This window comes from Sphingobium sp. RS1 (assembly GCF_056156825.1).
Genome location: NZ_JBLZXE010000002.1, coordinates 676172 through 701404, shown reverse-complemented (window position 1 = coordinate 701404; position 25233 = coordinate 676172). Strand labels below are relative to the sequence as shown.

31 protein-coding genes are annotated in these 25233 nt (G+C 60.3%); 22 read left to right on the top strand and 9 right to left on the bottom strand.

Annotated elements, in window-relative coordinates:
* Window positions 1-89 precede the first annotated feature (89 nt).
* The 6 genes from ACNHGR_RS05025 (at window position 90) to ACNHGR_RS05000 (ending at window position 4584) form a co-directional block, all read left to right on the top strand.
* The gene (locus tag ACNHGR_RS05025) at window positions 90-794 is read left to right on the top strand and encodes a hypothetical protein (protein ID WP_475284381.1); all 705 of its coding nucleotides are present in this window, start codon (window positions 90-92) and stop codon (window positions 792-794) included.
* Between the two features lie 164 nt (window positions 795-958).
* Window positions 959-2149 carry a DUF932 domain-containing protein gene (locus tag ACNHGR_RS05020; RefSeq protein WP_475284380.1) on the top strand — a complete coding sequence of 397 codons (1191 nt, stop codon included), beginning with the start codon at window positions 959-961 and terminating at the stop codon, window positions 2147-2149.
* Between the two features lie 67 nt (window positions 2150-2216).
* Window positions 2217-2411: a hypothetical protein gene (locus tag ACNHGR_RS05015; protein WP_475284379.1), complete on the top strand. Its 195-nt coding sequence runs from the start codon at window positions 2217-2219 to the stop codon at window positions 2409-2411.
* A 76-nt stretch (window positions 2412-2487) separates the two neighbouring features.
* Entirely contained in the window at window positions 2488-3066 is a 579-nt protein-coding gene (locus ACNHGR_RS05010) for a hypothetical protein (protein WP_475284378.1), read from the top strand.
* Complete coding sequence (locus ACNHGR_RS05005) at window positions 3063-4274, top strand: hypothetical protein (protein WP_475284377.1); 1212 nt, start codon at window positions 3063-3065, stop codon at window positions 4272-4274. The genes ACNHGR_RS05010 and ACNHGR_RS05005 overlap by 4 nt, the downstream gene beginning before the upstream one ends.
* 19 nt (window positions 4275-4293) lie before the next feature.
* Window positions 4294-4584, top strand: coding sequence for a DUF5983 family protein (locus tag ACNHGR_RS05000; protein WP_475284376.1), 291 nt, complete (start codon window positions 4294-4296; stop codon window positions 4582-4584).
* Between the two features lie 550 nt (window positions 4585-5134).
* Here the strand turns inward: ACNHGR_RS05000 and ACNHGR_RS04995 are convergent.
* Window positions 5135-5617 (bottom strand): Lrp/AsnC family transcriptional regulator, encoded by a 483-nt coding sequence (locus ACNHGR_RS04995; RefSeq protein ID WP_475284375.1) that lies wholly within the window; start codon window positions 5615-5617, stop codon window positions 5135-5137.
* 152 nt (window positions 5618-5769) lie between these two features.
* On the opposite strand from ACNHGR_RS04995, the gene panB reads away from it, so the two are divergent.
* The 3 genes from panB (at window position 5770) to ACNHGR_RS04980 (ending at window position 7764) form a co-directional block, all read left to right on the top strand.
* Entirely contained in the window at window positions 5770-6597 is an 828-nt protein-coding gene (panB, locus tag ACNHGR_RS04990; protein ID WP_475284374.1) for a 3-methyl-2-oxobutanoate hydroxymethyltransferase, read from the top strand.
* A gap of 104 nt (window positions 6598-6701) precedes the next feature.
* Window positions 6702-7322, top strand: coding sequence for a LysE family translocator (locus ACNHGR_RS04985; RefSeq protein WP_475284373.1), 621 nt, complete (start codon window positions 6702-6704; stop codon window positions 7320-7322).
* Between the two features lie 10 nt (window positions 7323-7332).
* Window positions 7333-7764: a PaaI family thioesterase gene (locus tag ACNHGR_RS04980; RefSeq protein WP_475284372.1), complete on the top strand. Its 432-nt coding sequence runs from the start codon at window positions 7333-7335 to the stop codon at window positions 7762-7764.
* A gap of 206 nt (window positions 7765-7970) precedes the next feature.
* Here the strand turns inward: ACNHGR_RS04980 and ACNHGR_RS04975 are convergent, their stop codons facing one another.
* The 3 genes from ACNHGR_RS04975 to ACNHGR_RS04965 all read right to left on the bottom strand — a co-directional run bounded on the left by ACNHGR_RS04975 (window position 7971) and on the right by ACNHGR_RS04965 (window position 11045).
* Window positions 7971-8810 (bottom strand): DMT family transporter, encoded by an 840-nt coding sequence (locus ACNHGR_RS04975; protein ID WP_475284371.1) that lies wholly within the window; start codon window positions 8808-8810, stop codon window positions 7971-7973.
* 313 nt (window positions 8811-9123) lie between these two features.
* A complete protein-coding gene (locus tag ACNHGR_RS04970) occupies window positions 9124-9813 on the bottom strand; it encodes an alpha/beta fold hydrolase (RefSeq protein WP_475284370.1) in 690 nt (229 codons plus the stop codon).
* The gene (locus ACNHGR_RS04965) at window positions 9810-11045 is read right to left on the bottom strand and encodes an MFS transporter (protein WP_475284369.1); all 1236 of its coding nucleotides are present in this window, start codon (window positions 11043-11045) and stop codon (window positions 9810-9812) included. The genes ACNHGR_RS04970 and ACNHGR_RS04965 overlap by 4 nt, the downstream gene beginning before the upstream one ends.
* Before the next feature lie 77 nt (window positions 11046-11122).
* On the opposite strand from ACNHGR_RS04965, the gene ACNHGR_RS04960 reads away from it, so the two are divergent.
* A complete protein-coding gene (locus tag ACNHGR_RS04960; RefSeq protein ID WP_475284368.1) occupies window positions 11123-12004 on the top strand; it encodes a LysR family transcriptional regulator in 882 nt (293 codons plus the stop codon).
* A 562-nt stretch (window positions 12005-12566) separates the two neighbouring features.
* Here ACNHGR_RS04960 and ACNHGR_RS04955 read toward each other — a convergent pair.
* On the bottom strand, window positions 12567-12743 hold the full coding sequence (locus tag ACNHGR_RS04955) for a hypothetical protein (RefSeq protein ID WP_475284367.1): 177 nt from the start codon (window positions 12741-12743) through the stop codon (window positions 12567-12569).
* Between the two features lie 189 nt (window positions 12744-12932).
* Here ACNHGR_RS04955 and ACNHGR_RS04950 point away from each other — a divergent pair, with 189 nt between their 5' ends.
* From ACNHGR_RS04950 to ACNHGR_RS04940, 3 genes are all read left to right on the top strand, one after another.
* Entirely contained in the window at window positions 12933-13397 is a 465-nt protein-coding gene (locus ACNHGR_RS04950; RefSeq protein ID WP_475284366.1) for a DUF736 domain-containing protein, read from the top strand.
* Window positions 13398-13472: 75 nt separating this feature from the next.
* Entirely contained in the window at window positions 13473-14495 is a 1023-nt protein-coding gene (locus tag ACNHGR_RS04945) for a DUF2493 domain-containing protein (protein ID WP_475284365.1), read from the top strand.
* Between the two features lie 7 nt (window positions 14496-14502).
* Window positions 14503-14736, top strand: coding sequence for a DUF6117 family protein (locus ACNHGR_RS04940; RefSeq protein ID WP_475284364.1), 234 nt, complete (start codon window positions 14503-14505; stop codon window positions 14734-14736).
* 48 nt (window positions 14737-14784) lie between these two features.
* Here the strand turns inward: ACNHGR_RS04940 and ACNHGR_RS04935 are convergent, their stop codons facing one another.
* Entirely contained in the window at window positions 14785-15288 is a 504-nt protein-coding gene (locus tag ACNHGR_RS04935; protein ID WP_475284363.1) for an SRPBCC domain-containing protein, read from the bottom strand.
* Window positions 15289-15662: 374 nt separating this feature from the next.
* On the opposite strand from ACNHGR_RS04935, the gene ACNHGR_RS04930 reads away from it, so the two are divergent.
* Entirely contained in the window at window positions 15663-16637 is a 975-nt protein-coding gene (locus ACNHGR_RS04930; RefSeq protein ID WP_475284362.1) for a DUF2493 domain-containing protein, read from the top strand.
* Window positions 16638-16811: 174 nt separating this feature from the next.
* Here the strand turns inward: ACNHGR_RS04930 and ACNHGR_RS04925 are convergent, their stop codons facing one another.
* The 3 genes from ACNHGR_RS04925 to ACNHGR_RS04915 form a co-directional block, all read right to left on the bottom strand.
* Complete coding sequence (locus tag ACNHGR_RS04925; RefSeq protein ID WP_475284361.1) at window positions 16812-17072, bottom strand: hypothetical protein; 261 nt, start codon at window positions 17070-17072, stop codon at window positions 16812-16814.
* Window positions 17060-17242: a hypothetical protein gene (locus ACNHGR_RS04920; RefSeq protein WP_475284360.1), complete on the bottom strand. Its 183-nt coding sequence runs from the start codon at window positions 17240-17242 to the stop codon at window positions 17060-17062. Before ACNHGR_RS04920 ends, ACNHGR_RS04925 begins: the two co-directional genes overlap by 13 nt.
* A gap of 296 nt (window positions 17243-17538) precedes the next feature.
* Complete coding sequence (locus tag ACNHGR_RS04915) at window positions 17539-17901, bottom strand: hypothetical protein (protein WP_475284359.1); 363 nt, start codon at window positions 17899-17901, stop codon at window positions 17539-17541.
* Window positions 17902-17965: 64 nt separating this feature from the next.
* On the opposite strand from ACNHGR_RS04915, the gene ACNHGR_RS04910 reads away from it, so the two are divergent.
* The 8 genes from ACNHGR_RS04910 to ACNHGR_RS04875 all read left to right on the top strand — a co-directional run bounded on the left by ACNHGR_RS04910 (window position 17966) and on the right by ACNHGR_RS04875 (window position 25078).
* Window positions 17966-19516, top strand: a complete 1551-nt coding sequence (locus ACNHGR_RS04910; protein WP_475284358.1) for a recombinase family protein — start codon at window positions 17966-17968, stop codon at window positions 19514-19516.
* Window positions 19513-20391 carry a plasmid partitioning protein RepB C-terminal domain-containing protein gene (locus ACNHGR_RS04905; RefSeq protein WP_475284357.1) on the top strand — a complete coding sequence of 293 codons (879 nt, stop codon included), beginning with the start codon at window positions 19513-19515 and terminating at the stop codon, window positions 20389-20391. The genes ACNHGR_RS04910 and ACNHGR_RS04905 overlap by 4 nt, the downstream gene beginning before the upstream one ends.
* 2 nt (window positions 20392-20393) lie before the next feature.
* Window positions 20394-21284, top strand: a complete 891-nt coding sequence (locus ACNHGR_RS04900; protein WP_475284356.1) for a plasmid partitioning protein RepB C-terminal domain-containing protein — start codon at window positions 20394-20396, stop codon at window positions 21282-21284.
* A gap of 48 nt (window positions 21285-21332) precedes the next feature.
* Window positions 21333-21806 (top strand): putative toxin-antitoxin system toxin component, PIN family, encoded by a 474-nt coding sequence (locus ACNHGR_RS04895; RefSeq protein ID WP_475284355.1) that lies wholly within the window; start codon window positions 21333-21335, stop codon window positions 21804-21806.
* Entirely contained in the window at window positions 21803-22051 is a 249-nt protein-coding gene (locus tag ACNHGR_RS04890; RefSeq protein ID WP_475284354.1) for a pilus assembly protein HicB, read from the top strand. Before ACNHGR_RS04895 ends, ACNHGR_RS04890 begins: the two co-directional genes overlap by 4 nt.
* 416 nt (window positions 22052-22467) lie before the next feature.
* Window positions 22468-22773, top strand: a complete 306-nt coding sequence (locus tag ACNHGR_RS04885) for an ATP-binding protein (protein WP_475284353.1) — start codon at window positions 22468-22470, stop codon at window positions 22771-22773.
* A protein-coding gene (locus ACNHGR_RS04880; protein WP_475284352.1) for an IS3 family transposase occupies window positions 22724-23895 on the top strand; the annotation gives its coding sequence in 2 pieces (ribosomal slippage) (window positions 22724-22988 and window positions 22988-23895; 1173 coding nt in all). Before ACNHGR_RS04885 ends, ACNHGR_RS04880 begins: the two co-directional genes overlap by 50 nt.
* Window positions 23896-24148: 253 nt before the next feature.
* A complete protein-coding gene (locus ACNHGR_RS04875; RefSeq protein WP_475284351.1) occupies window positions 24149-25078 on the top strand; it encodes a HEPN domain-containing protein in 930 nt (309 codons plus the stop codon).
* Window positions 25079-25233 lie beyond the last annotated feature (155 nt).

The following is a 25233-nucleotide window of genomic DNA, read 5'->3' as shown; positions in this document are numbered from 1 at the left end:
CAGGCAAGCGCGCGGTAACCGGCAAGGAGAGGAGGGAGGGGGCGGGTGCGATCCATTCTGGGGATCGAACGCCATTGAAGAGGTTCGACATGACCGACACACCCGCCCCGACCGCCACTCCTTTGCTCTACAGCCAGGTCAGCCATGATGAGCGCGGAAATTTCAGCTATCAGGGTGATCTCTATCGCCAGGCTGAACCCTTCCCGGATCTGGCGGACAGGGTCCGCACCCATCTGGCCGCCCATTTTCCCGACGCCGCATTCTCGATCATCACCGAAAAATTCGCGGGCGGGCGCAAGATCATCGCCGAGATCCTCGGTGCGTCCCAGGATCTCTCAACGCGCGAAGCCCAGGAGGCGATGATCACGGCCGTTCGCGACCAGATGGAGCGCTTCGGCTTCACCAACTCGAACCTCTATCAGGATTTCCACAGCTGTTCCTATTTCACGGAAGTTCGAATTGGCCGGGCCTACTGGTCGGCACTCGCGCGTCGGCGCGGTGCGGAAAACCGCGTGGAGCCGCTGGTAAGCCTCGCCCATTTTCGAAAGTCGTTGAAGGTCGGCCAGCAATTGAAGCTTCTTGCAGCGCCCAAGGGGCACCGGGCCCTCGGGACCACGCGGACGATCACAGCGGTTCGCTCGAAAGATATCATCCTGGACGGGGCTTCCTATCTGACCCTGCCGCGCGCCGCTGATTTCGCCTGCGACGGTGCCCGTGTCCGGATCTCCATGGGATCGGAGCATGAGCCCGATGCGCACCTGCTCTACGAATGGCTGCTGCCGCAGGCGGCGTAACCCTGTTTACAAAAGCTGCAGGTCCTCCCGAACAACCCGACGACACAGCTTGCCGGTTCTATCCGTGGCGCTTCGACGCTTGGAGCCGGTCGGGAGGAGAGGGGGATGGGGGAAGGCGGAGCAGCGAAGTGTTGCTCTTTGATCCTGCCAAGGAGATCCACCCCATGAACATGATGGCTCCCGCCGCGCGCCCCGCGCAGGCTCCCTATAAGGTCGATATCAGTCGCGGCCAGAATATCGGCCGGGTCTCGTCCGAATGGTTCTCAAGACCTGACGACGAGCGCTTTCTCTCGCTTGCCGATCTCTATGACAGCGTGCGCGCACGCGCCGACGTTGCGACCACAAGCATTGTCGAAAGCCGGTCTGTTCGTGTGGTTGCGCGCAGCGATGAACCGGAACGCCTTTCCCTGGTCGTTCCCGGTCGGGATGAGCCGGTGGCGCCCACGAACTGGTCCTTCGGACAGCTTTGCAGCCTCGTGGGGGCGCCCGCTTCCTATCTGCGGACGCTTCCCTCGGCCCTTGCCGGCATCAATATGCAGCATGGACTGATCCAGCATCGCGGAGAGCAGGTGAAGATGCTCGAAACGCGCGACGGGCGCACCGAACTGCGCGCGGTCACCGGCCCCGACTATGGCCGCATCTGGGACCATGAGCTCGTCGGCGCGGTGATGCGGATTGCCGGCAACGGAACGAGCGACACGCGCTGGAAGGTCCCCGGTGTCCTCGACTGGGGCACGATGCATTATAATCCTCATGTCGACGTCAGCCAGGAAACGACGACGCTCTACGCCTCGGATCGCGACGTTTTCCTGTTCCTCGTCGACGATACCCATCCGATCGAGGCGGGGAAGCTCCCCAATGGCGAACCCGATCTCTTCTTTCGCGGCTTTTACTGCTGGAACTCGGAAGTTGGCTCCAAGACCCTTGGGATTGCGACATTCTACCTGCGGGCCGTGTGCATGAACCGCAATCTATGGGGCGTGGAAAATTTCCAGGAAATCAACATCCGGCATTCCAAATTCGCAGCGAACCGGTTCGCCCATGAGGCTGCGCCGGCACTAGCGCATTTTGCAGAATCCTCGCCGGTCCGCTTCATCGAGGGCGTAAAGACGGCGCGCGAGCGGATCGTTGCCCGGACGGATGATGACAGAGCCAGCTTTCTGCGAACACGCGGCTTCTCCAAATCCGATACCCAGCAGATCATCACCGCGGTTCTCGAAGAGGAAGGGCATCCGCCTGCCTCGCTCTACGATTTCGTGAACGGCATCACCGCCGTCGCCCGCTCGCGTTCGCATCAGGACAGCCGGCTTGAACTCGAAGGCAAGGCGCGGGGGCTGCTTCAGCGCGCCAATTGAATGGTGGGGCGGCATCATTCGGCGCGCAACGCACATTGGCCGCCGATTCTCATGAAAGGACATGATCATGAACATCACCGAAGTCGGCGCGGCAGATCCCGACACGCTGGCACAGGCCGCACTCGCGGTTCTTCAGCGGCTCGGCCAACTGGGCCGTGACGGGGCGATTGCGCTGGCAAAACTCGTCACCGATGATGATGCGGATTTTCACGAGGCCGCCTCGTGGATCGCTGACATCACGGCTGGCGCCCTCAGCGACTGACCCTCGCATTCAAATCCAACGACCCGAACGAGCCCGGCCCAGAGCCGGGCTTTTTGCATTTTTAAGGAGCGTTATCATGGCTACCAATGCTTCCCATTGTCCTTTCAAAGTCAGGATCGACTATTTCAGCGGCGTTGAGGCATTTGCCACGCAGACCGTGCGGCTCGATGTTCATGACAGCAGCGAGGTGCAAGCCGCTGCCTCCAGAACGGCGGAGGCAAGTACCTATCATAATGAGCGCGTGCCCGATCTGTCCTACACGGTAACCATCGTCCCGCTCGATCCCGACGATACAGATCCTTCACCAGCCAGTGCCCGCGTCAAACCCGTATGCGCGGACTGCGGATCGGATCAGCTTGTTCGGGACGCGGCCGCCCGATGGGACATGGATGCTCAGGACTGGACGATATCGAGCATATTCGAATGCACGATCTGCGACCTGTGCAACGCTGAAAGCGACAATCTTGCGACATGGGTCGATGAGAAACATGTTACCCCGCTCGAGCAATATACTCGCGATCTGGCGCAGGCGGTGGGCAAAGTCGATGCGGAGCAGGATTACCGCTTCCCGATCTTCTGCCTTGACCATTATCAGCAGACACCGCTTGCCGAAGCGGTCGTGGCCTGGAGGGCAATCGAGCGCCCCGCGCCATGACGGCGCAGGCCTTCGATCCGGGCGACCCCGCCTGTTGGCTCGCGCGCGGGCGGTCGTCTGAGCACGCGGCTGCGATTGCTCTTGCATGGCGAACCTATCCCGATCTCGACTTTACTGCGCCGCTTGATCTGCGGATGCAGCGGTCTCGCGTCCGCGTGGCGGCCATGCGGCCCATCCACGAGGCGATGCGGCTCGAAACCGAGAGGAACCGCGTTGCTGCCAATTTTGCCTTCGTCGAAGTGCAACTTGCGGCCGGGCGTGTCGACCCGCGCTTTCCTCTCATCCTGCGGGCGCGTGATGTCCATGCCCTCGGATGGGACGAGGCTGTCGCCTTTGCCGACGGACATTATGCGGCGACGGCGGGTTGGGAACGCAGGTCACATTCGTTTGCTGGGACTTCTGCCACAGCAGCCTATGACCTCGGGTTCCGGACTGGTGGCGGATGCCCCGAAGATTTGTTCGATACAGCGCGGCGCGCCTTCTCCGCCGCAGCGAGCAAGCCGTTAGCGCAGGGGGCAGGATATTCAACTCCGCCCCGGCCCTTACCCAGTTGCTGGCCCGTCCCGACAGACGCGCCGCGACCCGTTCGCTGGCCGCGGCGACTGCTGATCATGGATATGGTGCACGCAGACATGTTCGCCGCCGATCTCGATCAACTGGAGCAATCGGACCGGCCCGTCATCCTGCTGGTGGATAGCGAGCGCGGCTTTTGTTGGCCGGACGCTCTGGATGATACGTGCCTGGACCCCGCTCGATGGACGCAAGGCCGCGATATCGAGGACATGCTGGTCGCGGTCGAGGACAAATGCCTTGTAGCTCTCGATGCCGTCGCAGCAGCTCTGCCCCTGTGCCGGACGATGGAGCGGGCACGCAACTCGGCGCTCCAGAGACGGTCCCAGTTCCGGCTGTGGTTTGGCCGCGGGCTTGTGCAAGGCGAGGTGCGCGCTTCGGGCCATATTCGCTGGGGAAAGGTTGCTCAGGGTCTCTACGGCCGACTGGGCGAATTCAAGGCCCGTTACGCGGGGCCGAACCGTCCTCGTGGCCATCGGATCATTGTCGAGATTGGTCCCGGGATCGCGGCCACCGGCTACAGGTCATCCGCAGGCAAGACGCTCGAACCGGAGCTGATCATCTCCAACCGTGCGCGCCTGCGCGCTGAAATGACGAAATTGCTGCGCCAGTTCGCCGCGGCGCTGCGCTATCCCTGAACATCGAAAGGACCGACGTATGGAGAAGGGCCAGTATCTGGTGCTTGGCACCGCCCATATCCGCTGCGCCACGGGTCAGCTACTGAACGATTGGGCGGACCTGCCGCCGGCACGTCAGCCGCTTTCCGTCGCGCCGACCCAATATGGCTGGTTCATCCCGACGCGTGTCGAGACGAGCGGAGCCGCGGCGCGCCACCTACCCAAGGAAATTCCAGCGATCCTGGAACTGGGGCGCGCTCAGGGGTGTGACTATGTCCTGCTCGATTGCGACGGACCCACCGAAGACGTCCTGCCTACCTTTCCCTGGTAATGGACGCCTCATCGCTCCGGCATTTTCATGCCGTTGAATGCGTGCAGCTTCCGACCGCTAACGACAAACCTTTCAAGTTGGAACTCCGATGCAGACCTTGTCACCTTTGCGGGCGCGTCTCGCGTCCTTCGAGCATGCGTATCGGCTTGCGACCCGCTTGCGGTCCGCAACGGGTAAGAGGCAATATGTCATCACCACGGGGAATTTGTTGCAGCCCGTCCGCGTGACGGACACGCCGCCCGCCAATCCGCTCTCCGTGATGGCGTGGGTCTTGTGATGACGCGCAGGCCGCCTGTTCTCTCAGCCTGGGTAGCAGGTACTTGTTCAAAGGCGATGATCATCGGGCTTGCCCACAGATGTGACGGTCCTGACGACCGACACGCTATTTGGAAGATCTGCTGTCGGCTGACCCGTCCCTTTGTGGATGCGAGTCTACCGAATGACCAAGGATGGGACAAAACTGCCGTTTCGGTTGAATGCGTGAAATGTCGGCTTACGATGTGCAACCCGCCATTCGCGGACGCGTCTCCAGCACCGATCTTCTAGACGTTTACGAACGGATGTCCGGTGATAAGGGGATTTCTCGCTGCTCCTTGACTCGCTGCATGGGAATGTCGGTCTTGATACTCTGAACGCCTTTGATGCGTGCGAGATGCTGGCTCTGAAATCGCCGCACCCCTTCCAGGTCTTCAGCCACGATACGCAACAGGAAATCGCAATCGCCGGCCATCAAATGACATTCCACGATCTGGTTCAGCTTGCCAACCTCCTGAATGAATCGGTCGACCTGATCTTCATCCTGTCCTGTAAGCCAGAGGCGGGCGAAAACCGTCATTCCTAACCCGACCTTCGCTGGATTGATCACGGCCGTGTAGCGTTCGATCACACCATTCTCCTCCAGCAGACGGACACGACGCAAGCAGGGCGAAGGAGAGAGGCCGACCCGCTTTGCCAGCTCATTATTGGGAAGACGTCCATCCTGCTGGAGCGTCCGGAGGATACGCTGATCGATGGTGTCCAGATTGGTTGGCATGATATGCTTCATTCAATGAAATATGGATGAGTTTATGCCAAATTTTTGAGCATCACGCTATAAGATCGCAAGCACATGGCGCGATTTCTCGGCTAAAGATTGCTTCTAATGAATAATCCGCTGGAACGCCGGCGTGAATGAGGAATCTTTCGATGTCGAAGCAATCAGTCTCTCAGCGGGTCACTGCTTCATCCTTGCGGATGCGCAAGCAACGCGGCGAGAAGATCGTATGCCTGACGGCATACACCGCGCCGATGGCACAACTCCTCGATCCGCATTGCGATCTGCTTCTGGTCGGCGATAGCCTCGGCATGGTGGTGCATGGGTTGCCGACCACCGTTGGCGTGACAGTGGAGATGATGATCCTGCACGGCCAAGCCGTAGTCCGGGGCAGCTCGCACGCTTTTGTGGCGATTGATCTGCCCTTCGGCTCCTATGAGCGGTCGTGCGAACAAGCCTTCGATACGGCGTCCCGAATTTTGTGCGAAACGGGTGCTCAGGCCGTCAAGGTCGAAGCCGCAAGCGGTGTTGCTGACAGCATCGCATTTCTCACCGGACGCGGAATACCCGTCATCGGTCACGTTGGTTTGCGGCCCCAGGCCGTTCACCTCGACGGCGGTTTTAAAGCCCGCGGGCGCAGCGAGGAAGAATGCGCGCGTGTGCTGGAAGAGGCACGGGCGACGGACGCTGCCGGTGCCGTCGCAATGGTGGTCGAGGGCGTGACGCCGGAACTCGCGGCGGAGATTACACGGTCGGTATCCTGCCCCACGATCGGCATCGGTGCATCCGCTGCATGCGACGGGCAAATCCTTGTGACGGAAGACATGCTGGGCATGTTCGACTGGACCCCGAAATTCGTCAGGCGCTACGCCGATCTCAGATCAACTGTTTCGGACGCGATCGAGACCTTCGCGCAGGACGTCAGATCAGCAAAATTCCCGGCAGAGGCGGAAGAATATCGTCTGACGACGCGCAAATGAGCAAAGCGTCTGGAAGTGACCGGCGCGCACCTGTGCGCCATTCTGACCACCTGGCAGATTAATTGCTGCCCCTGCCTTCGCTGCAGGCACATTGGAACCACGCTGTGAACCTGGCACTGCTGGCCGCCTTCTGGGCGGTATCGATGACGTTCGTCCTCACTCCCGGCGCGGACTGGGCCTACGCCATTTCGGCAGGCTTGCGCGATCGCGCGGTGATACCCGCCGTAGGAGGGCTCCTGTCAGGACACCTGTTGGCGACCCTGGTTGTCGCTGACGGTATCGCTGGCCTCATTGCGGCTATCCCCTTTGCACTGACCGGACTGACCCTTATCGGTGCGGCCTACCTGCTCTGGCTGGGTATCGGACTTCTCGCAAATCCCCCCGTTCCCCAGAGTGCCGCGATCGCGGCGGATAAAGGCTGGCGCCATTGGGCCGTGAAAGGTTTCGGTGTGAGCGGCTTTAATCCCAAGGTTATCCTGCTCTTCCTGGCGCTTCTGCCACAATTCGCCGACGTTCGTGCAGCCTGGCCGGTTCCGGCGCAGCTTGTCGGCCTGGGCGGCATTCACATCGTCAATTGCGGGATCGTATATCTGGTGGTGGGATACGGGTCCAAGGCCGTCCTGCGAACGCGCCCCGAGGGAGCGAAGGCTGTAGGCCGGATATCTGGTGCGATCATGATCGGCTTGGCTCTCGTCCTGGTAATCGAAACCGTCCCCTTCAGATAAGGCCACGCATATGACCAGCGACCTGCCCATTCTCCATCTCGACCTTGACGGCCTCAATGCGTTTCTCGACGCAGCCTTTCCGCCAGAAGCCCGTGCCAGTTTAGGTTCGCTGGTGGAGATTGTGCCGGGGCGTGTTCGAATGCTGCTCGAGCCAACCCCGGCGATGGCGAGGCCCGGAGGGATTGTATCCGGCCCTTCGCTCATGGCGCTCGCGGACGTTGCCGCTTATGCTGTGATTGCGGCGCATCATGGTCCTGAACCCATGGCGGTTACGCATGGCCTGACGATCTCCTTCATGCGGGCCTGCCGGTTCGAGCCGATCCATGCCGATGCAAGACTGCTCAAGCTCGGGCGCCGGCTGTCAACGATCGACGTCAGGATCTGGCAGGGAAGCGGGGACCGGCTCGTGGCCCAGGCCATAGTCGGCTATGCGCAGCCCTGATCTGAACGCTCAGTTTTCCGTTCTCTCGCCATCTCCGGCTGCATTTTCAGTCCGCGTTCTTTCCACAAAGCTGATCTGCGACCCTTGCTAGGATTGCCACTATCTCACCATGCACGCACCTCATGCGCGCCGGTATGTCGGCCATCGTACGAGACCTCTGGACCTATCGAGCGAGGCCCGCCGCGTGATGGCGGACCTCGCTTCAGTCACGTCGATTTTGACCGGAACACAACCGCGAGTCCGAGCATGATCATCGCAAGCCCACCCATAGCCAGCGGTGACATCGGATTGCCCAGCAAGGCCCAATCCATCGCGGCGGTGACGCCGGGGACCAGATAGAAGAGACTGGTCACGTTGACGAGATTGCCGCGAGCGATCAGCCGGTACAGCAGGAAGGTGGTCCCCACCGAGATAACCAGGCCGAGCCACAGGCCGGACAGGAGGAATGGCATGTCCCATTCGGCTTTCATTCCGGCGAACGGCGCGACACTACAGGCAAGCAGCAGCCCTACGGCATATTGCATCGGCAGGACGACCCAGGGCGCCTGTGTTTCGCGCTTCTGCGCGATTGAGCCGAATGTAATGCCGAGCAGCGCCAGCAGCGCGAAGATCAGACCCAATGGCTGAAAGCGCATAGCGATCAGCCCGTCGCCGACAACCGTTGCCAGGCCACACAGTGAGAGCAAAAGGCCAACGAGGCGTAGTAGGCCTACCTTACGCTCGGTCACCAACAGGGTGAGAATGGGCTGTATCCCAAGGATGGTAGCCAGCGCGCCCGGCGTCACGCCATGCTCCATCGCGAGAAGATAACAGACGGAATAGACGCCCGCGATCGAGAAGCCGATGAAGGCGACGCGCGTTCGGCTGCTGCGCTCGGGCACCAGCTTGCGATTGTAGATGGCTGCGGCCGTCAGCACGACCAGGGCAAGGCCATAACGCAGGATCAACAGGGCGAAGGCTGATCCATGGCGGAGGCCGATTTCGGATATGATGGCGCCGCTGCTCCACAGCAGCACGAATGTCGTGGTCGGCACCAGCGCCGACACATGTCGATTGAACATGAATAATCACCTGAAACGAGGTCTGAGCGCCCGCAAGCATTCCGCTTGCAGGCGAGCTTCAGCCTGCCGTCGAGGACAGGCTCAGATGCCCGGCGGCGGCGGTGCCGTCTTGCGACCGAACATCGATACGACATGGTCAGGAGGAGCAATCGGAGGAACCACGCCCAATGCCCGCGCGCTTGCGCACGGCACGATAATGGTCAGGGACGTCGCGATTACCATGGCCGTCCATTACCAGTCAGGTCGAAAAATTCAACCTTTGCATCGGCTATACTGCAAGGGAAAGCCCATGGAACGGTCATAGACCCTCAGCAGCAAGCCAGGCCGTCATGCAGCGCGCGAGCGCTTCGGGTTGTTCGAGCGGGATCATATGCCCGGTATCTTCAACGATCTCGATCTGAGAACCCGGTATTGCGCGCTGCATCTCTCCGGCCTCTCCGAGAGAACGAAGCGGATCTTCAGAACCGGCGATGATCAGTGTCGGGCAACCGGGGGGTGTATTAGCCGGAGCGCGGTCCAGCACCAACTGGGATGCGAATGTCTCGCGTCCCAGCCTGACACTCATCGCATGGATGCGTTCGACCAGATCGCCGTCGGATGCATGTGCAGGATGCAGGGAGCGCCGGATAGACTGTCGGCTGACGCCGCGATAATCACCGCCGGCCAGAGCGCCGAGCGCGGCCTGTTTGGATGCCAGTTGGGCAGGCGTGTCGAGGCGCAGCGACGTCGCGATCAGGATCAGCCCGGCGCAACGATCAGGAAAGCGCTGCACGACATCGCGGGCGACATAGCCTCCCATGGAAAACCCGACGATGACGAAACGGGGCGGCGCGGCATCGCCGATCCGCGTCACCACTTCCTCCATCGTCGCCTGACCTTGCAGACTCGCCCGTATCACGGGGCGCTCGGGCGGAAAGGCCGCGACCACTTCGTCCCACAGCGTCTCATCCAGCATGAAGCCGGGAACCAGAACGATCGGCGTTGTCATGCGAGACTTTCTTGCCGTGCTGTGACATCCGGTCGGCGAATGCGAGCGGATGCCACCAGCATCAGCGCCGTGATCCCTGCAACGGCCATCATCCCCGCCACGCCGTTCCATCCCCAATTGTGCCAGAACCATCCACCGGCAACGCCGGACAGGCTGGAGCCGATATAATAGAACAACAAATATAGCGACGAGGCATGCCCTTTGGCGATTTTCGCCTCCTGCCCGACCCAGCCGCTGACAACAGTATGCGCCGCGAAGAAGCCGGCGTTGATGACCATCACGCCTAGCAGGATGACGACAAGCCTATGATCCAGCGTCACGATGATGCCGGCCAGTGTGAGTCCCAGACCGATCAGAAGCGGCTTCAGTCGGCCATGCCTGTCCACCGCCGCGCCTGCCATGGTCGATGCGGTGATCCCGAAGATGGTGACGAGAAAGATGCCGCTGAGCTGACCCGGCCCGAGGCTATAGGGCGCCGCGACCAGACGGAAGGCGGTATAGTTGAAGGTCGGCACATAGATGCTGGTCAGCAGGAAGCCGATGACGAACAGCCGCAGAAGCATTGGGTTGCGCAGATGGCCCAGCCATATGCGGACATGCTCGCTGAGGGCCACGCCGCGCGTCGCGACGAAATTGCGCGACGGCGGAAGCAACACAGCAAAACCGGCAGCCGAGGCAAGGCCCAGCAGACTGATGCAGCCGATCGCCATGCGCCAGGTCGCGACTTCGGTAAGGAGGCCCATGCCGACACGACCGGCCATGCCACCGAACGCTGTGCCCGCGATATAGAGGCCAACCGCCTTTCCCAGATCCGACGGCCGCATCTCTTCGGCAAGATAGGCCGTAGCCACCGCCGGAACGCCGCCCAGCACGACGCCACTGAGCAAGCGCGCCACCAGCAGCAGCGGCCAGTTCGGTGCAAGCGCGGCAGCGAGATTGCACAGCGCCGACAATGTCATGGACGCCAGCATCAGGCCGCGCCGCTGCACCGAATGCGATACCGCGCCTGCAACGAAGATCGCGATCGCCAGCGCTCCGGTCGCCAGCGACAGAGCAAGCGAACTGGTTGCGGCATCGATCCCGAAACTCGCGGAGAACTCCGGCAGCAGCGGCTGCACGCAGTACAGCAGCGAGAAGGTCGAGAAGCCGGCGAGGAAAAGGGCGAAATTGGCTCGATTATAGTCGCTGCTTCCGCGAACCATTCCCGGAAAGGGGGCAGGTGTCGTGGTCATGCCGCCCCAAATGGGCTCGCGTGGACCTGAAGTCCAATATATAGCATGACCACCTGTAATAGCTTTTGGAGATACCAGTGGAGCTACGGCATATTCGGTATTTTCTGGCTGTCGCTGAGGAAGGCAACTTTACGCGCGCGGCGGCGCGGATCGGAATCGGCCAGCCTCCGCTCAGCCAGCAGATACGCGATCTCGAGCATGAGATCGGCGCCGAACTCTTTCGGCGCCTGCCGCAGGGCGCGACGCTGACTGATGCGGGCAAAGCTTTCTACACGCGCGTGAAGGCGATGCCCGACGTCGCGCGTGAGGCGGCTGACGAAGCCCGGCGCGCCGCGCGCGGCGAAACCGGCGTCCTGCGGGTCGGCTTTACCGGCGCGGCGGCGCTCAACCCGGCGGTGTCAGGTACGATCCGTGCTTTTGGCGAGCGGTGGCCGGACGTCGTTCTCATCCTTCGCGAAACCAACAGCAGTGATCTTGCGCGCGAACTGCTCGACGGCAGCCTCGATGTCGCGTTTCTGCGTCCAGGCGCTGCGCCGGACTATGGCCTCTCCCTCATCGCTATGCCCGATGAGCCGATGGTCGCGGGGTTGCCGGCGGGCCATCGTCTTGTCGAAGGGCTATCGGGTGCGGTCCGGCTGGCAGATTTGCGCGAGGAGCCTTTTGTTCTCACCGCGCGATCGGTTGGGCCGACGGTCTACGACACCGTGATCGAGACGGCCCGTCAGGTCGGGTTCGAACCGATCCTGGGACAGGTCGCGCCGCAGCTTGTCTCAGTTATGGTGCTGGTCGCGGCGGGCCTTGGGGTGTCGCTCGTACCGCAATCGATGCAGCAGCTCGCTCTCGAAGGCGCAGCTTATCGCCCGCTTGCGGACGTCTCGCCAGTGGCACGGCTCGCTTTGGGCGCACCCAAATCTGGCCGTTCGACCGCTGCCGCCAATTTTCTATCACTCTGCGTGTAAGGCCATCATTACGGCAGTCTTAAACGAGAGGTAACAGGCTGGCACCTGTTCCTGCTACTAGCCGGAGTGAATGTCGGATGGCCGCTTCTGTACGGGCCGGACATTCGAAGCGAGAAAGTGGAACGTCGTTAAGTGGTCGCGAGGCGACGTCGTTCGAGTGGCCAATTAAGCAGACTCACCGTAGATGCGGCTCCGTCCCGTCATTGGGTCCAGAATCGACCATGGCTTAGATTTCGATCAGCCTGCCGATCTCCGGGTTGGTAAGACCCTCGACAGTATCGCCCAATGCGCCCGCGATGGCTTCCAGTTCGGCTTGTTGAAAGAGCTGTCCCATAGTTTGTGAGATGCAGCAGAGATGGACGGTTTTGCCAAGAGGTGAGGGGGCGGTCTTTGGCAGGAAGGTTGGCTGGCGGCTGCCCGCTAACGCGGGCACCGCCGCTCTATCTGCGCGGCGCTTGCAGCGCCGCTCCGACCAAGCTCCGGCTGCGCCGGATCTTGGCCCTGCGGGTTACGATCGGCTGCCGAGAATGCGGCGCTGCTGATAGTGCGACTGGGATAGTGGTCAGCTTCGCGGGCGGAAATTCTGGGGGCGGCGTTCGAACTCTTGGGCAGTGGCGTCGAGGTCCGCTGCCAACTGGCGGAGGGCGCGCGCGGCGCCTAGCCGCTCCAGGCCGTCGCCACGGGCAGCGGAGCTTCCGCGCTCTGCGCGAGATCGCGCCAGCTGCGCGATGGTTCGCATCGTTTCGGGATCCATGGCCTTCATCATAGCGCCGATCGCGACTGGAAGCGAGCGGGGAGAAGGGGGGCGGCCCTTCGCTTTGCCGCATGCGGCAGCGCCTGCCGGGAGGTCGGGACAGAGAGGAGAGAGGGATTTTGGTGGGTGTCGCTTCGGATTGTCCGAGAGCGATGAACGTCAAAGGAATGTCTCATGAATATCGGTGAGTTCAACGTCCGCAACGATCGTCTCCAGGGCTGGATCGCAACCAACACCATCGACCTGCCGCGGCTGGGGCTGCGTCCGGTCCAGAGCAATCATGAACGCGCGCCCGTCTACGAGATCATCGCGCTCAATGTCGGCAATCGCTGGGTCAAGCTCGGCGCCCTCTGGGAAGCAGTCGCCACCCGCACCACCGGCGAAGCCTTCCTCCAGGGGTCGATCGATGATCCGAGCCTGCTCGACCCCCTCTCGATCGCGCTGTTCGGGACGGAGCAGGATGGGTTCCGTGTCGCATGGCGGCGGCCCCAGCGTCGCGACGACTTCGGACCCACGACGCGGCCCGATCGCAGCGGTTATTCTGCCGACGGCGAGGGTGGCGGTTTTGGCGACAGCACGGCGGGCATGAGCGGCGGGCTCGCGACCGACGAAACGGTCGATGAAGAGGTTCCCTTCTGACGGCTTGCCGCTCCTCTGGCCGGGGGCGTTCGCGCTCCCGGCCCCTTCAAATCTTCTATTCCGAAAGGGCAGGATATGACCCGCGTGCGAACCGCAAGCGTCGATCGCTTTGCTGACTTGAAGACCCTCTATGCAGAAGCCGTCGCCACCCCTGAATTCCAGGCGGTATTCGGCGATCCCATGCCGCTCTCGATCATCGAGCCGGGCGACGAGCCTGGCGAACATGACATGCCCGAGCCGCTTGCGGCCCAGGCCGAATGTGGCGGGATCGTCGCTGCCGTCTTCGATCTCTTCACCGGCACGCGGCTTGAGCCATTCGCGCCGGAAATCGCCTGGGGCATCGTCAATTCTTTCCACTTTGTCGCCGGGAAGATCGAGCGGCGGGAGGATGCCATTGCGCAGGAATTGGGCGATCTCGCCCGCAGACCGGACCTTAGCGAGGTCTATTCGACCGAGCTTGAGGAAACGCAGCTTGCCTGCCGATCGCTTGCCGAGCAGCGCGATGCGATTGAATGCATGCGCGATTATGCCGCCGAAATGTATCGCGCATTATCGGGATGGCCCTGGTCTCCGGCGAGGGGATCGCGTGCCTCGAGCGTTTCCATTGCCAGCCAGATCGCGGTCCAGGATTTCCTGCGCGAGCGGCAACTGGTCGCGCGCGAACGCCACCTGCCACAGGGGCCGATCGTCATCTTTTCAGGTCCCGCCCAGTGGGAGAACTGGCAGCCCATCTGGGACCGGCTCGATCAGATCAAGGCGCGTCTGCCCCATATGACGCTGGTGACGACAGGCCAGCGCAAGGGGGGCGACGCGATCGCCGCTGCCTGGGCGGCGCGTCCGGGCAATGGCGTGCCGCTCGTGGCCTATGGCCTTTATGGCGTGGGCAAAAAGGTTGCCTTTAACCGCAATCGCAAGCTCGTCGAGTTGAAGCCGGTCGAAGCGCTGCTCTGCGAGGGATCGGGGCTTCAGGCCAATCTCTATCAGCTCCTGCGCAAGGCAAGCGTACCCATCCACGCCTTTCGCAAGACCGAGGCGGCGATACCGGCAGGCGCGCTGCGACGGCCCGGTGCGGTGCAATCGCTCGCTCAAGCGGCGTGAGGTCGCCATGGCTTTCCCTGGCATTTGCATCCGCAACTACACTTTGCTCTTGCGCGCCGCGGAGCGGGGCGACCTTGCCCTGATGGAGTGCACCGATCGGGTAACCGGAACGTCCGTCTATGTCGTCTGCGATATGTGGCGTGAGGGTGCTGTCCAGGGCGTCACGCCGCTGGCGCAGCTCCACGCCGGTAAGCCGACGGATCTCATCTGGCCACCGGGGCTCGCGCCGACGGTCAACTGAAAATGGAATAGGCGGCCCTCCAATCTGGAGCGGCCGCCTTTTTCTTTTTCATTCGGTAAGCATCGCCAGGCGCCGCAACGAAGCCGCGAGCGCATCTTCATGCTCTTTTGCATCTATGGCATCGGGCAGGGACGTCGCGCGCAGCGTCACCTGGGTTCCGGTGGGGGCGGGGCTGATCAGGGTCTCGAACACCATCGTACCGGCGGTGCCGCCGTCCCGACCGATGAAACGCACCTGCTCGACGACGCGTTCGTCGGGCTGAAATTCGACGAAGCGCGCGTCGATCAGGTCCATACCCGGCGCGGACATGCCATAGCGCTCGTCCCCGTAAAGGAGTTTCAACTGATAGCCGCCACCAGTGCGCGGCTGGAGTGCCGTGAAGCTGCCTGTCACCCCTTCGGGAACCCGCCAGGCCTTGAGCGTCTCGGTGTCGCGGAAGGTTCTGAACAGGACGCGGGGACTCGCCAGGATGACCCGCGACGCACTATCGACCCGTTCTGCCTGCTCACCCATCCACAATATCTTGTCGTCCGTCGTTCGTGCCGTCTTCAAGAGCCGCGCCCTAATTGGCTTGTGCCCAACGCGCCAGTAGCGCGTTGATCATTCGCGGGCATGATGGTGGTCTGCGAGGGGGCAGCGCGTGAGGCACCCATTCGCGAATCGGGGGCATCGAGCCCCCGATTCGCAAGCCTCCTCTTCTCTCTCAACTCTTTTAATCGTGGCACGGGGACAGCGCCGGCCTCAAGGACGGCGGGGCCCCACCATTTTCCTTGGCGGGGCGACCTTGGGGCTTTCCGGGCGGGCCTTGGTGGCCGCCAAAGAAAATCGTGACCCCCACCGCCGCTTCGCGGTCGCTACGCGATCCTTGACCCCGACGCTCGGAGCCCGTGCCGAAAAAAGACCTCTTTCAATTCAAGGAGGTTCTCATGACGACGATCACCACCATCCGCAGCACCGAGGAAATCGCCGACCTTATCGCAGAGGAAAGCGCGAGCCTCACCTTCGAACATGCGTTCACGGAAACGATCGACGGGTTTCGGATGAGCCATGCCGATGACGAGACCGATGTCGGGCTTCCGCTCGCCCGTGAGGCGGAACTGGCGACCGAACTTGTGGTGCGCACCTTCTTCGATCTGCTGCGTGACACAAGGCTCGAAGCGATAGCGGACCGGCTCGCCTGGGGGGTCGTGCACAGCCTCCACAAGGTCACCGACCAGCTTGATGGCGAGGCGGACAAGGCGGCGAGGAAGGTCCGTGATCTCATACGCGACGCGGACGGGAGCGAAGTGCTGACGGCGCAGCTGGAGGATGCCCAGACGATATGCCAATCCCTCGATGAAGCCCGCGAGGCGGTGGCCTGCATGCGGGACCATGCCGCCCAGACTTTCGCTGCTGAAACGGGACGCCCCTGGTCCGCGCCAAGGGGATCGATGATATCAAGCAAGCGCACCGCAGCGGTGGTCTCGGCGACCGACTTCCTCGCAGCACGCCGCCAGCGCCGGATCGATCAGCACGCGCCCAAGGGGCCGATCGTAATCTTCTCGGGCGGCAAGACATGGGACGACAGCCAGCTCCTGTGGGACAGGCTCGATAGCATCCACATGCGGGTGCCGATGATGGTGCTTGCGACCACGGCGCAGGACAAAGGATGCGACGCGATCGCCGCCGCCTGGGCCGCAAGCCGTAAGGTGCCGGTGATCGCCTTCACCCTCGCAAAATGGCGCCATCTGGGCGACCGCGCTGGGTTCGCGCGCAACGACGCGATGCTGGCGTTGAACCCTGTCGAAGCGCTGGTCTGCGAAGGGAGCGGGGTCCAGTCGCAACTCGCCCGCGCCATCCGGGGAAAGGGCGTGCCCGCGCATTTTTTCCGCCTTGCAGATCAACGCAGGGCAGCCTGCTGAGGAGCATTGTTTAGGGCCGGTCCGGGCTGTGTTCGGGCCGGCCCTTTTTTTGTTGGTGAGGAAAAGGTCGCCCGGGCTCAGGACCCCAAAAGGGGTCCGTCGCCTGGGCGATGCGATGCCTTGTCGGCATCGGCCTCCTGCGCGCGGCTCCGCCGTGCTCGTCGCAGGGGCACCCTACGGGCGCTTTGCCGGTTCGGTTCGTTGGGGAACGGAGAGCGGCTTGAGGGCTGCGATACAGGCTGGGCCACCGATTCGGATTGCTTGCGCCAATATGTCGCGGAACTCCTTTTCCGACAGACGTTCGATCTCCAGGTCGGAGATGATGGAGGCATATTTGCCGCGCAAAGCGCGGCGGGCTTCGAGGATATCTTCAGCGATTTTCCTTTGCCGCGCTTCAAGGTCGGCGAGGCGTTCGCGGTCATTCATCTTGGGCATGCGTCATCCTTCAGATCTGAGAAGGTCTGTCCGCCGCGCATGATGGTGGCATGTTTTTCAGAGGATGCAACCGCTTCGCGGAACGGTGCCACGATCCGGGCGATGGCGGGGCGCAATTCAGAGCGGCCTGAGCGGTCGCGGCGTCCAGACTGGGTGCGGATCGGGCGCATTGGTTCCTCATATTTTTGATCGGAAAAGGATATCGCTTGGCCAGATGTTATAAGCCCCCTTCGGGGTGCCCCGCGCCTTCCGGCACGAGGCAGCGCAGCGCGGAACGCGCTGCGAAGAAAGGACGCACGCCAGGGGCGTTTTGTAATGCACCGTACGCACCCGTGCTGCCAATAAATGGCTTAAAAACAAGAGGTTATAGAATTTCTCCTTTGCCTCTCAGGACACATTTTTGAATCATCTGCGCCGAATCGTCAAGAGCTGATTCGCTAGCTCTTTGCCATCCATCGCCTCAGGTTTAGCTCGCATTCTGGCTGAAAAGCTCTTCCATCGTGCGAAGCGAGGCCTGCATCTTGGCAAACACGTCTCCCACGGCTGATGACCGTAGCAGGTCCTGGCGGCCGCTCATTCTGAGCACGACCTCCAGTACTTGGTCAGAGTGTCTCATCAGTGCGACGAGTTTGTCACCGCTTGGGCCGTTGTTCGCGGCCAGCCAGTTTTTGACCGTTCGCTCTTTAGCATTCGCCAGGCGGGCTATCTGTTTCACGGTCGCCGGCAGGTCGCCATATTCACGACGCAGAGCTGCGGCCACTTCTGATGCGAGATCGCGCTCGGTTGGCGCGGGGTGTGGAAGTTTTCGGTCCATTCCTGACAGCGACATGCCGCGTCCTCCATCGTATCGAGTCCCCGATAGCTCGAATTGATTGCGGATTGGGGTCAGGACGATGAAACCGGAAGATGTTTCAAAGAAGCGATATAGGGCTGCGCAATATGTGCGCATGTCCACCGACCTCCAAAAATACTCGACCGAAAATCAAGCCGAGGTGATTGCGGCATATGCTGCGCGGCGGGACATGGATATCGTTCGAACATACGCCGATGAAGGTCGAAGCGGCCTTAACATCGCGGGCAGAGATTCGCTCCGGAAGATGATTGAGGACGTTCGGTCCGGAGCCGCCGATTTTGACGTGATCCTCGTCTATGACATTAGCCGCTGGGGCCGGTTTCAGGATGCCGATGAAAGCGCTTACTACGAGTTCATTTGCCGTCAGGGCGGGATTACCGTCCACTATTGCGCGGAGCAATTCGAGAACGACGGCAGCCTTAGCGCTACCTTGATCAAGAGCGTGAAGCGCGTCATGGCTGGCGAATATAGCCGGGAGTTATCGACCAAGGTCTTTGCCGGGCAATGTCGCCTCATCACCCTTGGCTACCGTCAAGGTGGTCCCGCTGGATACGGATTGCGACGGCACCTTGTTGACGAACATGGCACAATAAAAGCGCCGCTTGAAAAAGGTCAGCACAAGAGCTTGCAGACGGATCGGGTGATCTTGATGCCGGGGCCGCCGGACGAACTGGAGACCGTGCGGCGCATCTACCGCATGTTCGTGCTGCAAAGGCGGTCCGAGCGCGAGATCGCACTGATACTGAACGAAGAGGGCGTCGTAACCGGTCTGGATCGCGGTTGGACACGCGGCATTATCCACCAGATTCTGACGAACGAAAAATATATCGGAAACAATGTCTACAATCGTGTCTCGTTCAAATTGAAGAAGGTTCGGGTCGCCAATCCACCCGATATGTGGGTGAGAGGTGACGGCGCATTCCTGCCGATTGTCGAGGCGGATTTCTTCGAAGCCGCCCAGCACATCATTGCCGAGCGCTCGCGCCGATTTACCGATGAACAGTTGCTTGCGATGCTTCAGGATTTCCAGGTTCGCAAGGGTGTGCTGTCCGGCTTCGTGATCGATGAGGACGAGGATATGCCGTCGTCATCCGCATATCGTTACCGCTTTGGAAGTCTGGTGAAGGCCTACTCTTTGATCGGGTACGATTCCGGGCGCGATTATCGATATCTGGAAACCAATCGCACGCTACGGCTATTGCATCCCCAGATTGTTGCCGACACCGTGTCCGAGATCGAAAGGGTCGGGGGGGCGGTTGAGGTCGAACCGATGACTGATCTGTTATCGGTGAACGGCGAATTTACAGTTTCTGTCGTGCTGTCTCGATGCTCTGAGTCCGCCTCTGGCTCTCATCGCTGGAAAATCCGTCTCGATACCGGCCTGGAGCCCGACATCACCGTTGCCGTTCGAATGGCACCGGGGAATCAGAAGCCTCAGGACTATTATCTGCTGCCGTGGATTGATGTCGGTGGCAGCGATGCGCTCAGGCTCGCAGAGCATAACGGGATCGCTATGGACGCCTATCGGGCGGATGATCTTTCACCGCTCTATCACCTGTCCCGACGATTTCAGCTTGGAGATGTCGCATGAGCAAAGCGCACGAAAAAATCGAGACGATCCCCACCGACAGGATCGACATTCTCAATCCCCGCAAACGCAACAAGCGCATCTTTGACGAACTGGTCGATAGCATTTCGAAGGTGGGCCTCAAGAAGCCGATAACCGTGACCGCAGCGCCAGGGGGGAGGTTCTCGCTTGTATGTGGTCAAGGTCGGCTTGAGGCATTCATTGAGCTGGAACAGGATTGCATTCCAGCCATCGTGATCGAAGCATCTCAGGAAGATAGCTACATTCTCAGCCTTGTCGAGAATATGGCCCGGCGAAATCACAGCCCACTGGAACTTATCCGAGAGGTCGGCGCGCTTCGGGACCGTGGATACACCGTCCAGCAAGTGGCTGATAAGATAGGGTTCAGCAACGAATATGTTTCTACAATCTGCACGATGCTGGATCGAGGAGAAGAGCGCCTTCTCGATGCAGTCGAGCGCGGAGTGATACCGCATTCGGTTGCATATGCGATTGTCATGGCCACGGATACGAACACGCAGGGCGCCCTGGCGGAGGCATACGAAAAAGGTCTGGTTTCAATTTCACAGATAGTGACGATCCGCAGAGTGCTGGATGAGCGATCGCAGATCGGCAAATCGATGAAATCGGCAAAAGGCGCCGCTCATAGCGGCCTTAAGCCGACGGCTGCGTCGCTGGTGCGCGTCTACCAGAAGGAGGTCCAACGTCAAAAGCTCTTGGTGAAGAAGGCCAGCCTCGCGCAAAGTCGGCTATTGTTCGTAGTCAATGCGCTGAAGAAACTGCTGACGGAAGAACATTTCGTCACTCTCCTTCGAGCTGAATCGATGGGCACAATCCCTCTTCCCTTGGCGGAACGCATCGGCATTTCGGAGGCCTAATCATGGCGAAAAAGGTCAAGATCGCGTTTGGTGCTCGATTGATTGAACTGGAGTTATCCGACATCCTGCCACTTCGGCAGCTCACGCCTCAGATTGAGGTCTCGAAACGCTTCGGGCGAATAACGGCCTCAATCAATACGGTTGGCTTGGCCGAGCCGCTTGTCGTCGCCAAGCAGAAGCGCGACCAGCCGTACCTGCTGGTGGACGGTCACCTTCGCTACTACGCCCTTCTGAAACGCGGGGATAAAATGGTGCGTTGCATCGTCGCAGACGATGATGAGGCATTTACCTACAACAAGAGGGTGAACCGGCTCGCGACCGTACAAGAGCATTACATGATCGACCGTGCGGTCAGACGTGGAGCGTCAGAAGAGAAGATTGCGCGCGCCTTCGGCGTGGATGTCAATGTCGTGCGACGACGGCGAAATCTTCTGACGGGGATCACTGCGGAGGTAGCCAACCTTCTTGCGGAAAGGAACATCAGCATTCAGACTTTTGAGGTGCTGAAAAAGATGACCGCTCCCCGGCAATTCGAGGCCGCCGAATTGATGGTTTCGGTGAACAATTTTTCTCATTCCTATGCCAAAGCGTTGCTGGCGGCGACTAACGAGGATGATCTGACAAAGCCCAATCGCAAGAGGCGGGTGGGAGGTTTGACACCCGAGCAAATGGCACGAATGGAAAGAGAGATGGAGAACCTCAGTCGTGACATGAAGGCGGTGGAAGATGGCTTGGGCGACGATGTTTTGCATCTCGTGGTCGCATCGCGCTATCTAGGCAAGCTGTTGGTGAACGAGCGTATCACCGCCTATCTTGAAAGGCGTCATCCTGAAATTAGAGCCGAATTCCAGACTATCATTTCGAATGCATCTCTGGAGCAATCATCCCATTGATATGGGTTTCGGCACGCCTGATCCGTCATAGCAGCTACGGCATCCAAAATGTTGCGCATCGCAGATTATGACGTTATATATGACGTCATGTATGTGCTGGATACGAACATTCTTGTCGCTGCGCTCTGGTCGCGGTCTGGAGCATCGTATCGGATCGTCCAGAGTGCGCTGAAAGGCGAACTTCCATACGCTGTGTCTGTCGCGCTGGTGTTGGAATATGAAGCTGTGCTCAACCGAGCAGCGATGCGCGAGGCGAGTTGGGCATCGAAGGAGGAGTTGGACCAAGTGTTAGATGCTGTCGTTGGACAGGCGCGGCGGATAATGCCGATCAGGACTAAGCTTCGTCCGACGCTGAGCGATCCGGCGGACGATATGGTTCTGGAGTGCGCGGTCCAGGCCGGGGCGGATGCCATCGTCACCATGAACGTGCGGGACTTTCTACCGGCACGGGAGTTATACCGCGTAGATGTGATTAAGCCCGGTGAGTTGTTTTTACGCCTCGAAGGAGGAGGGACGAAATGAGCAATTATCCTTTGCGGCTGCCGGATCATGTTATGGCGGAAGCCAAGCATCTAGCAGAGCTGAACGGTACGTCGCTCAACCAGTTTCTGTCGTCGCTGATTGCGGAGCGGGTAGGGGAGTTGAGGGCAACGGCAGATATCCGGCTCCGTGCCGAACGCGCAAATCCGGCTGCTGCGCTTGCAATCCTCGCGCAGGTCCCAGATCGGCCTCCGCTTGACGGTGACGAGTTGCCTGAAACGCATTGAAGGAGCTTCGGCTCAGTAGCGGGGGTAATGCACCTTGCGCACAGGCAATTCACCGTACGCACGGGTGCTGCCAATAAATCGGCTTAATTCAGTACGTTATGAGGCTCTTCAAAACAGGCCAAGACACATTTTGTGTTCTGGGGAACAATTTGGCAAGCAAAATCTTGGTACAGCTCGGTCCGGGCCTGAGCTTATCTCAAACGACCGGTAGGCGCCAGTTTTTTGCCGTCCAGCTGTGATACCGCAGGTCTTAGAAGCGGACATTCAAGCCGATCGGCAGCTAGGTCGGAACACTAAGGCTGCAAAACACCAGTTCATGCCATCTACATAGGTTTCAGAGGTCTCCAAACCGGCCGGTGGTCACCATTGTATTTAATTGCTATGACGCTTCTGTAACGACCAGCCCCGGGGGATGGATGAACGAAATTGCACACTTCGCGGTAAACACGCGACTGACAAGAATTCTAGGTGAAACTTATCGATCCAGCGAAGCGGCGTTGAAGGAACTTGTAGACAATGCATGGGATGCAGATGCCAATAACGTTTGGATTACTCTGCCTGAGCCCCTTACAAACGAAGCCGTCATAGTTCGTGACGACGGCACGGGAATGATCTGCCCCCTGCTGAGTGGCCCAGAGACTATGATAGTCTGGACCACGAAAGGGACGACAGATGCCATTCAAGAAGCACAAGCCGGAAGAGATCATCGGCAAGCTGCGTGAAGTTGAGATTGTGCTGGCGCAGGGGACTTCGACCGCCGAAGCATGCCGTCGGATCGGGGTCAGCGAGCAGACTTATTATCGCTGGCGCAAGGAATATGGCGGGCTGAAGACCGACCAAGCGCGGCGGATGAAGGATCTGGAGAAAGAGAACCAGCGTCTTCGCCGGGCGATTTCGGACCTGACGCTGGACAAGCTGATCCTGCAGGAGGCTGCCAAGGGAAACTTCTGAGCCCTGCGCGGCGGCGGCGCTGCATCGATCATTTACGACGAGAGCTTCCGGTGTCCGAGCGACGGATATGCCGGGTGCTGGGTCAGCATCGATCGACACAGCGCAAGGTGCCGCGCGGGGCGGATGACGAACAGGCACTGACAGAGGATATCGTCGCTTTGGCGAAGCAATATGGTCGTTATGGCTATCGCCGGGTGACGGCATTACTGTGTCATGCAGGATGGACGGTGAACCATAAACGGGTTGAGCGGATCTGGCGGCGTGAGGGGCTGAAGGTTCCGCCGCGCCAGTCAAAGCGGGGACGCTTGTGGCTCAATGACGGTTCATGCATCCGGCTACGACCCGAATATCCGGGACATGTCTGGGCCTACGATTTCGTCGAGGGGCGGACGCATGATGGCCGCAAGTTCCGCATCCTCACGATCATCGACGAGGCCAGCAGGGAATGCCTGGCGCTCATCGTTGCACGGCAGCTCAAGCATGAGGATGTTCTGGCTGCCTTGGCCGACCTGTTCGTCTCGCGCGGTCCGCCTGCACATATACGGTCCGATAATGGCAGCGAATTTATTGCGACCGCCGTCCAGAAATGGCTGGGCCAGATCGGCGTGAAGACACTCTACATCACGCCGGGATCACCATGGGAGAATGGCTATAACGAAAGCTTCAACGGGTCGCTTCGCGACGAACTGCTCAACGGCGAGATTTTCTACAGCCTCGCGGAGGCCAAGGTGCTGATCGAGGCATGGCGGCGGCATTACAACACCGTTCGCCCGCACAGCAGCCTTGGATACCGACCACCGGCACCAGAAACGGCAACACCGCCATATCCGGCCTCCGGTTCCGCTTCGCTCCACCTCCGTCCGGATATGGCGGCGATGGGATTAATCCACTAACAAACCAATCGGTCCACTCGGTGGGGGCAGGTCAGAAGCGGACGCTCGACATCTTCATCGCAAGTCAGGTGGAGGGTTTGAGCTATGTCGAGATCGCCAAGCGAGAACGATTGTTTCTCTGGCAGGTACGGCGCCACATGCTTCGCGCGATACGCATTATCGTTCGTGAAATGCGTTAAAATTAGCCCTATTCGCCTTGCCAGTCCAAAGGGGCTTGGCAAGGCGATGATTTGCCGCGATTCTACGCGGCATCATGAGAAGGCTCGACGATCCAGATGTGCAACTGCCCGACGCCAAGCGTCGGGAGCTTGCCCATGTCGTTGACATCATACGCGAGGGTTTCGCGCGCGCCATTCGCCACCGGACACAGCCGCGTTTCCGCAATGGCCAGATTCTCAAAATCATTCTCTTCGGCAGCTATGCGCGAGGCGATTGGGTCGAAGACCCTGTTGGCCGCTATTTCTCGGATTATGACCTCCTCGTGGTGGTCGATCATGAAGACCTGACCGACATTCCAGAATTCTGGGCGAAAACTGAGGAACGGCTGCTGGAGGAACTGACCGAGGGCAGAGTGCTGCGCACGCAGGTTAGCCTGATCTATCACAGCCTGGACGATGTAAACGAGAAGCTGCGGCTCGGTCGCTATTTCTTCATGGACATTCTCAAGGACGGCATCGCCCTGCACGAGGAGCCGGACCATCCCTTTGCGGAGCCAAAACAGCTATCATCAGGCGAAGCCCTGCGGGAAACGCGGGATTATTTTGAGGAATGGTTCGGAAGTGCAGAGAACTTTCGAACTCTGAGCGTCGAAGCTATCGCCAAAGGTATGCCAAAGGAAGGAGCCTTCCTTCTGCACCAGGCGACCGAACGCTTATATCACTGCATCTTCCTGGTCCGTACCCTGTACAGCCCCAAGACCCACAACCTCAATCGGCTGCGGGCGTTGACAGAGCAGCTTGAGCCGCAGCTTCGCGCCGTCTGGCCTACGGATAGCCGTTTGCACAAGCGCGCCTATAACCTGCTCCGCGAGGCATATATCAAGGCGCGCTACTCCCGCGAATTCAGCATTAGTGAGGAGGAGCTTGCATGGCTGGGCGAGAGGGTCGTCCTTCTGCAAGAGGTGGTACGCGATCTGTGCAACGCGCGGATCGCTGAGCTGGAGGCGCGCCCGGACGCAGCCTGAAATTCGCTATCATATTGATAAATTTCTATTTGTTGTAGAATTGGCGTGCGCTGGACGCGCACCCGCTGGTCGGGCCAATACCAACAATGGATAATTTCTGTAATGCAATCAAACTCACGCCGCGCCAGCCGCGACGCGAACCAATCTCCCTTGCC